General features: G+C 63.0%; 5 protein-coding genes. All 5 read left to right on the top strand.

Annotated elements, in window-relative coordinates:
• Positions 1 to 165: 165 nt before the first annotated feature.
• Entirely contained in the window at positions 166 to 2,823 is a 2,658-nt protein-coding gene (locus E4O98_RS03200; protein ID WP_248134135.1) for a TonB-dependent receptor, read from the top strand.
• 81 nt (positions 2,824 to 2,904) lie between these two features.
• Positions 2,905 to 3,525: a heme acquisition protein HasA gene (locus tag E4O98_RS03195; protein ID WP_228309004.1), complete on the top strand. Its 621-nt coding sequence runs from the start codon at positions 2,905 to 2,907 to the stop codon at positions 3,523 to 3,525.
• A gap of 170 nt (positions 3,526 to 3,695) precedes the next feature.
• On the top strand, positions 3,696 to 5,444 hold the full coding sequence (locus E4O98_RS03190) for a type I secretion system permease/ATPase (protein ID WP_248131675.1): 1,749 nt from the start codon (positions 3,696 to 3,698) through the stop codon (positions 5,442 to 5,444).
• Entirely contained in the window at positions 5,441 to 6,766 is a 1,326-nt protein-coding gene (locus E4O98_RS03185; RefSeq protein ID WP_248127601.1) for an HlyD family type I secretion periplasmic adaptor subunit, read from the top strand. Before E4O98_RS03190 ends, E4O98_RS03185 begins: the two co-directional genes overlap by 4 nt.
• Complete coding sequence (locus tag E4O98_RS03180; protein ID WP_228309001.1) at positions 6,763 to 8,091, top strand: TolC family outer membrane protein; 1,329 nt, start codon at positions 6,763 to 6,765, stop codon at positions 8,089 to 8,091. Before E4O98_RS03185 ends, E4O98_RS03180 begins: the two co-directional genes overlap by 4 nt.
• The last annotated feature ends 23 nt before the right edge of the window (positions 8,092 to 8,114 follow it).

Here is an 8,114-nt window from a genome sequence, read left to right as displayed (position 1 = left end):
GACTCCTCCTGAATATAGGCCAGAAGGCGTAAACCTTATTCAGGACGGGACAAACCCTCATTAAAAATTTCTAAAAAGCCTTACTGACTTCTCGCGTCTCGCGCGTCTTGCTAGGTGAGAAGCATTCGCATAAACAAAAAACGCTTAGCGCAGGGATAACCACACATGTCAGCACTCACCAAGGGGCGTATCACCGGCAGCCGGTTGGCCCTGGCCATTCACTTGGGATTGTTTGCCGTCGCCGCGCCGGTGCATGCCGTGCAGCCTGCGGCTGGCGCAGCCCAATCTGCTGTGTTGAGGTTCGACATTCCTGCGCAATCCCTGGGCAGTGCAGTACTGGCGTTCGCCGATCAGGCGGGCCTGCAAGTGCTGTTCGACAGCCAGCGCCTGCAAGGGTTGAGCAGCTCCGCGCTCAAGGGCAGCTTCGACGTGCAGGAAGGTCTTGGCCGCCTGCTGGGTGCCGCACCGGTTGAATATCGTTTCACCGGCGAGCGCCAGGTCACCTTGACCCGCGTCGAGCAACAGGCCGGAGCGCTGGCCTTGGGCACCACCACCATCACCGGCCTGCACAAGCAGGACTGGGTGTATTCAACACCACGTTCGGTCAGCGTGGTCGATCGCGAGCAACTGGACCGCAACCCGCCACGCCATGCTGCCGAGATGCTCGAAGAGGCGCCTGGCGTCTATTCCGCCGTCAGCCAGCAAGACCCTGGCCTGTCCGTGAATATCCGCGGTATCCAGGACTATGGCCGGGTCAATATGTCGGTCGATGGCATGCGCCAGAATTACCAGCAGAGCGGCCACCAGCAACGCAATGGCACGTTGTATGTCGACCCAGAGTTGTTGTCCGAAGTGGTGATCGAAAAGGGCGCGACCTCAACCCAAGGCGGGGCGGGCGTGATTGGCGGGGTGGCCAATTTCCGTACCGTGGAGGCCGCCGACCTGCTCAAGGACGGCAAGCAAATCGGCGGGCGCATTCGCCTCACCACCGGGTTGGGCGGGCGCAGCAACGGCACGCACTTTATCGGCAGTTCGGCGTTTGCCGTGGGGACCGACGTGTGGGACATGCTGGTGGCCGCCAGTGAGCGTCACCTGGGCGATTACAACCCCGGCACCAAGGGCAGCATCGGCGAGCTGCGTACCGGTGCGGCGTACATGCCGGCCAGTGAAGCGCGCATCAAGCACAGCACGGTCGCCTATTCAGGCTCGGTGATGCGCTCGCGCCTGCTCAAGCTGGGGCTCAACCTGCCAGTTGATCAGCGTCTGCAACTGAGCTACCTGGTTACCGAGGTCGACTACGACGACGTCAACATGATGACCGCCGAAAAGTCCCAGTTGTGGGAAAAGCTCGGCAGCAGCAACGTCAAGGCGCAGAACTTCGCGCTGGATTACAGCTACGCACCGGACAACCCGCTGATCGACTTCAAGGCCAAGCTTTACCATGTGGATACGCGCAATGACCAATCCACGCTGGCCAGGGGGATCAGCAAGGGTTACGACGTTACCTATCAAACCAATACCTATGGCGTGCAGGCGCAGAACACCTCGACCTTTGCCCTGACCGAGCTGGCCGCACTCAAGGCCAACTACGGGCTGGAGTTTTTCTACGATAAGGTTCGGCCCGATTCCAACCAGGCCGTAGAAGCCGGCTCGGCGCTGACGGCGTCGGCGGCGGAAAGCATCACGCCCAAAGGCGACCGCGCGATGGGCAGCGTGTTCGGGCGCCTGGATCTGGACTACGACGGTTGGCTGAACCTCAACGCCGGCTTGCGTTATGACCGCTATCGGCTGCGCGGCGAAACCGGCTTGAACACCCGCACGTTCATCCTCGGCACCACCCGCCAGATTGGGGTGCCGGTCAATTACGACGTGGATCGCGAGGAGGGCCGCTTCTCCCCGACCTTCGGGCTGTCGATCAAGCCCGGCGTCGATTGGTTGCAGCTCTTCGCCACCTACGGCAAGGGCTGGCGTCCGCCGGCGGTGACCGAAGCCCTGGTCAGCGGTCGGCCCCATGGCGGTGGTTCGGAGTCGATTCTCCCCAACCCCTACCTCAAGCCGGAGCGATCCACTGCGTGGGAAGTCGGGTTCAATGTGCTCAAGCAAGACCTGCTGTTCGCCGATGATCGCGCGGGCATGAAAGTGTCGTACTTCAACACCCGGGTCGATGACTTTTCCTATATGGCCCTGGGCGTGCAGCCACCCGGTTATGGCAACGTCAATATCGGCAGTGCGGCCTACGTCAACAACCTGGAAACCACGCGTTTTCGTGGCCTTGAGTACCAGCTCGATTACGACGCCGGCTTTGCCTACGGCCAGTTCAACTACACGCGGATGCTCGGCAGCAACAAGTTTTGCAGCAAAACCGCCTGGCTCGGCGGCGTGACCAAAACCCAGAAGCGGCCCGGCAACCGGGCGCCGGTGGATGCGATGGTACCGGACGATGCGGCCAATGCCGGCGTGGGTTGCAGCGCGATCCTGGGCTCTTCCGAACACATGCCCATGGACCGTGGCACCGCCACCCTGGGCGCACGGTTCCTTGAGCGCAAGCTGGATGTGGGCGTGCGCGCTCGCTACAGCGCGGGCTACTACGTCAAAGGCGCCGCCGGGGTGACCACCGCGCAAACCGGCGTCTACCCCGCCGACTGGAAGCCCTACACCGTCTATGACCTTTACGGCAGTTACCGCGCCACCGATCAACTGACCCTGCGCCTGGCCATGGAAAACGTCACCGATCGCGCCTACCTGGTGCCGTTGGGCGATGTGCTGGCCTTCACCCTGGGCCGTGGGCGTACGTTGCAGGGCACCGTTGAATATCAGTTCTGACCGCTTTTGCCCAGTAACGGGCAAAACCACAGCAGGCAATTGCTTGCTGCGGAGTGACCACCCAATGACTTGGAGTTTTGCATGAGCATTTCTATTTCATACAGCACGACCTACGCCGCTAGCACCGTCGCCCAGTACCTGAGCGATTGGTCGGCCTACTTCGGTGATCTCAACCACCGTGAAGGTTCGGTCAAAGAGGGTGCGAACACCGGTGGTTTCAATCCTGGGCCGTTCGACGGCACCCAATATGGCGTTTCGAGCAGCGTCAGTGATGCGGCAGTGGTTGCCGAAGGCAGCCTGCATTACACCTTGTTCAATCCGCCGACCCACACCCTGTGGGGCTCGCTCGATGGCCTGACCCTGGGCGATACCCTCGCCGGTGGCGCAACCAGCGGTGGCTACAGCATCGCCAACCAGGAAGTCAGCTTCACCAACCTGGGCCTGTCGAGTCTGCAATCCGAAGGCCGTGACGGCCAGGTGCACAAAATCGTGTACGGCCTGATGAGCGGTGACAGTTCGGCGCTGGCCTCGGCAATCGACACCTTGCTCAAGGGCATCGACCCAAGCCTGTCGGTCAACTCCACCTTCGACCAACTGGCCGCCGCCGGTGTGGCGCATCAGGATTCGGCTGCGTTCGCCGCTGCCGATGTGGGCCTGGTCGGGATTCAGGATGCGCCGCAAGACTTCGCCCTGGCCGCCTGATGCAAAAAAGCCGATGAAAGCTCACGCCTTCACCGGCTTGGTTGAAACCCCGTCGCCGCCCGAGTTTTCGAAGGCCAGTGCGGCGGCGGGGGCAAATTCTGTGGGTGCGCCGCAGGTGCTGTCAACGCACCGGGCGAGCCCTTGCTTGACTCTTCAATGGGACAACCTCCATGACTCGGCCCGGTGCCAAGCGCGCGAATGAGATGCTGGCTGCACTCACGGCCTATAAAAGCGCCTTCTTCAACATCGGCCTGTTCTCGGCGGTGATCAACCTGCTGATGCTGGCCCCGGCGCTGTACATGCTGCAGGTGTACGACCGGGTATTGGCTTCCGGCAACCAGATGACCCTGCTGATGCTGACGCTGATGATCCTCGGCCTGTTCGCCTTGATGGGGGCGTTGGAGTGGGTGCGCAGCCAAGTGGTGATTCGCCTCGGCACGCAGATGGACATGCGTTTGAACCAGCGGGTGTTCGACGCCGCTTATGAAGCGCAACTCAAGGGCGGCACCCAGGCCGCGGGCCAGGCCCTGCACGACCTGACCACCTTGCGCCAGTTCGCCACCGGCCAGGCGCTGTTCGCCTTTTTCGATGCGCCGTGGTTTCCGGTGTACCTGCTGGTGATCTTCCTGTTCCACCCTTGGCTGGGCCTGCTGGCGCTGGGTGGTGCGCTGCTGCTGATCGCGCTGGCGTGGGCCAACCACCATGTCAGCCAGGCGCCGATGGCCCTGGCCAGCCAACTGTCGATCAGTGCCAGTCAGCAGGCCACGGCCAACCTGCGCAATGCCGACACCATCGAGGCCATGGGTATGCTCGCCACACTGCGCGGGCGCTGGTTCAGCCAGCACCAGGCGTTTCTGGTGCAGCAGAACCTGGCCAGTGAAAAGACTGCGGTGGTCACAGCCTGGTCCAAGGGCGTACGCCTGGCCCTGCAATCGCTGGTGCTGGGTTTGGGCGCCTGGTTGGCGGTCAACGGCGACATTACGCCGGGGATGATGATTGCCGGGTCGATCCTGATGGGGCGCGTGCTCAGCCCCATCGACCAGTTGATCGGCGTGTGGAGGCAGTGGGGTTCGGCGCGCCTGGCCTATGAGCGTTTGTCGTTGTTGCTGCAGGATAACCCGGCGCGACCGGCACGCATGAGCCTGCCAGTGCCCAAGGGCCAGGTAAGCCTGGAGCAGATCAGCGCCTGCGCCCCCGGCAGCCGCCGGCCCGCGCTGGCCAACCTGGGCTTCAGCCTGCCGGCGGGTGACGTGCTCGGTGTGATCGGCCCCTCGGGCTGCGGCAAGTCCACCCTGGCGCGGGTGCTGGTGGGGGCCTGGGCACCGCTGGCCGGCAAGGTGCGCCTGGATGGCGCCGACCTGGCCGTGTGGGACAAACAGCAACTGGGCCCGCATATCGGTTACTTGCCCCAGGACATCCAGCTGTTCGCGGGCAGCATTGCGCAAAACATCGCGCGTTTTGAAACGGTGGAGGCCGACAAAGTCCTCGCTGCGGCGCAAATGGCCGGCGTGCACGAGCTGATCCTGCAACTGCCGCAAGGCTACGACACGCAACTGGGCGAGGGCGGCGCAGGCTTGTCCGGCGGGCAAAAACAACGGGTGGCCCTGGCGCGTGCGCTGTACGGCCTGCCGGCGCTGATTGTGCTGGATGAGCCCAATGCCAACCTCGACGAAGTGGGCGAGCAGGCGCTGCTGCAAGCCATCGCCCAGCTCAAGCAACAGCGCCGCACCCTGATCCTGATCACCCACAAACCCAATGTGCTGAGCCTGACCGACCAGTTGCTGATCCTCAAGGACGGCCAGATGCAGGCGTTCGGCCCGACGGCGCGGGTGTTGGAGGCGCGGCAAAAACCTGTGGCCAGCAAGCCGGTGTCGAGCATGAGCATGAGCTACCGCTTCGGTGAAGGAAAACCCGCATGAACCAGAGCAAACCTGCGTTGATCAGCGACCAGCCACACAACGTGTTGGCGCTGGATGACAAAAAATATTCGCGCCTGGGGTGGTGGCTGGTGCTTGGAGGCTTTGCCGGCTTTCTTGGCTGGGCGGCGCTGGCACCGTTGGACAAGGGCGTGGCGGTGCCGGGCAAGGTCATGGTGTCGGGGCATCGCAAGACGGTGCAACACCCGGCGGGCGGGATCGTCGAGCGTATTGAAGTGCGTGACGGTGACCGGGTACGCGCAGGCCAGGTGTTGTTGCGCCTGAAAGAAACACCGTTACGCGGGCAGATGCAGTCACTGCGCAGCCAATACCTGGCGTCGCTGGCCAGCGAAGCGCGCTTGAGTGCCGAGAGCGAAGGCTTGCCGGCCATTGCATTTGGCCCCGAGTTGCTGGCCGATCCCGACGTCGCAAACACCCTGACCCTGCAACGCCAGTTATTCCAGAGCCGTGCCCAGGCCCTGGCCACCGAACAGGCGGGCCTGCGCGAAACCATCGCCGGCTTTGAGGCGCAGTTGCGCGGCACGCGGGCCTCCCAAGCGAGCAAAGTGCAACAGCGGGCGGCGTTGAGTGAACAGCTTCAGGGCCTGCGCGAACTGGCACGCGACGGCTACATCCCTCGCAATCGCCTGCTCGACAGCGAGCGGCTGTATGCGCAGATCGACGGCGCCATCGCCGAGGATTTCGGGCGTATCGGCCAGTTGCAGCGCCAGGTGTTGGAGTTGCGTTTGCGCATCCGCCAGTTGGGCGAAGACTTCCAGAAAGACCTGCGCACCCAGTTGGCCGAGACTCGCACCCGCAGCGAGGACTTGCGCAATCGCCTGGCCTCCGCCGAGTTCGAACTGGCCAACAGCCTGGTGCGTGCACCGGCATCCGGCGTGGTGGTGGGGTTGCAGGTGTACACCGAGGGCGGCGTGATCAAGCCCGGTGAGGCCCTGATGGACATCGTGCCCCAGGGCGAGCCGTTGTGGGTGGAGGCGCGGGTGCCGGTACAGATGATCGACAAGGTGCACCCGGGCTTGCCGGTTGAGTTGATGTTTTCGGCATTCAACCAATCCACCACGCCACGGGTGGCGGGCGAGGTCACGTTGGTCTCGGCCGACCGCCAGGTCGATGAGCGCACCGATGAGCCGTATTACACGCTACGGGCCCAGGTCAGCGCAGCGGGTATGCAGCAACTGGACGGCGTGCAGATCCGTCCGGGGATGCCGGTGGAGACCTTCGTCAAGACCGGCGAGCGCTCGATGCTCAACTACCTGTTCAAACCCTTGCTGGACCGTACCCATATGGCCCTGGTGGAAGAATGAAGGCGTTGTTGTTCACCCTCTGTTTAAGTTGCACGCCAGCGGCAAACGCCCTGGGTCTGTTGGATGTGTATGAGTTGGCGCTACGCAACGACCCGACCTTTCAGGCGGCGATCCAGGAGCGTGAGGCCGGTGAAGAAAACCGCGTGATTGGTCGAGCCGCGTTGCTGCCGAACCTTTCATGGAGCTACAACAACTCGCGCAATGAGTCCGAAGTCACCCAGAGTACGGCGGTGGGTAATGCCACCAGCGACCGCAATTACCGCAGCTACGCCTCGGCCCTGACCTTGCAGCAACCGCTGCTCGATTACGAAGCCTATGCGCGTTTTCGCCAAGGTACTGCCCAGGCGTTGATGGCCGACGAGCGCTTTCGCGGCAAGAGCCAGGAGCTGGCCGTGCGGGTACTAAGCGCCTACAGCCAGGCATTGCTGGCACAAGAGCGCATCGAGTTGAGCCGTGCCCAGAAGCGTACGTTTGCCGAGCGCCTGCAACTCAATGACCGCCTGCTCAAAGGCGGTGAGGGCACGCGTACCGATGTGCTTGAAACCCAGGCGCGCCTGAGCCTGGCCCAGGCCGAAGAGATCGAAGCCGTGGATGCCCAGGACGGCGCTTTACGTGAGTTGGAAGCCATTGTCGGCCAGCCGCTGCACATCGAAGAGCTGGCGCCCCTGGCCAGCTCATTCGAGATCGCGCCGCTTGAGCCCAACCGTTTCGAAACCTGGCGTGAACTGGCCATGGCCAACAACCCCGAACTCAAGTCCCAGCACCACGCGCTCGACGTGGCCTCTTATGAAGTGGAGCGCAAGCGCGCCGGGCATTTGCCCAAGGTCAGCCTGTACGCGACCAGTCGCAAGACCAGTTCCGACTCAGAAAGCAGTTACAACCAGAAGTACGACACCAACAGCGTCGGCATTCAGATCAGCCTGCCGCTGTTTGCCGGTGGCTCGGTCTCAGCCTCTACCCGTCAGGCGGCCAACCAATTGTCCCAGGCTCAATACGAGCTGGACGCGCAAACCGCCGCAACCTTGGTGGAGTTGCGCAAGCAATTCAACCTCAACACCAGCGGCGCGGCCAAGGTGCGGGCCTATGAAATGGCAGTGAGTTCCGCCACGGCGCTGGTGAGCGCCACGAAGAAAAGCGTCAGTGGCGGCGAGCGGGTCAACCTTGATGTACTCGACGCCGAACAACAACTGTTCACCGCCCGCCGTGACCTGGCCAATGCACGCCACGCGTACCTGCTGGCGCGCATTCAGTTGAAGTATTACGCGGGGTTGCTGAGCGAGCAGGACTTGCGGGCGTTGGCCGGGTATTTCCGGCCCTCGGCATGAGTGGTTACAACCCGGCATTCGCC

Source organism: Pseudomonas sp. W2Jun17, assembly GCF_023127795.1.
GTDB classification, from domain to species: domain Bacteria; phylum Pseudomonadota; class Gammaproteobacteria; order Pseudomonadales; family Pseudomonadaceae; genus Aquipseudomonas; species Aquipseudomonas synxantha_A.
The sequence above is the reverse complement of the archived record's forward strand: the minus strand, read 5'-3'. Positions and strand labels throughout refer to the sequence as shown.

Bases quoted from the DNA above. Each gene is read 5' to 3' on its own strand.
- E4O98_RS03200 (WP_248134135.1), top strand. From the start codon at position 166: ATGTCAGCACTCACCAAGGGGCGTATCACCGGCAGCCGGTTGGCCCTG.
- E4O98_RS03190 (WP_248131675.1), top strand. From the start codon at position 3,696: ATGACTCGGCCCGGTGCCAAGCGCGCGAATGAGATGCTGGCTGCACTC.
- E4O98_RS03195 (WP_228309004.1), top strand. From the start codon at position 2,905: ATGAGCATTTCTATTTCATACAGCACGACCTACGCCGCTAGCACCGTC.
- E4O98_RS03185 (WP_248127601.1), top strand. From the start codon at position 5,441: ATGAACCAGAGCAAACCTGCGTTGATCAGCGACCAGCCACACAACGTG.
- E4O98_RS03180 (WP_228309001.1), top strand. From the start codon at position 6,763: ATGAAGGCGTTGTTGTTCACCCTCTGTTTAAGTTGCACGCCAGCGGCA.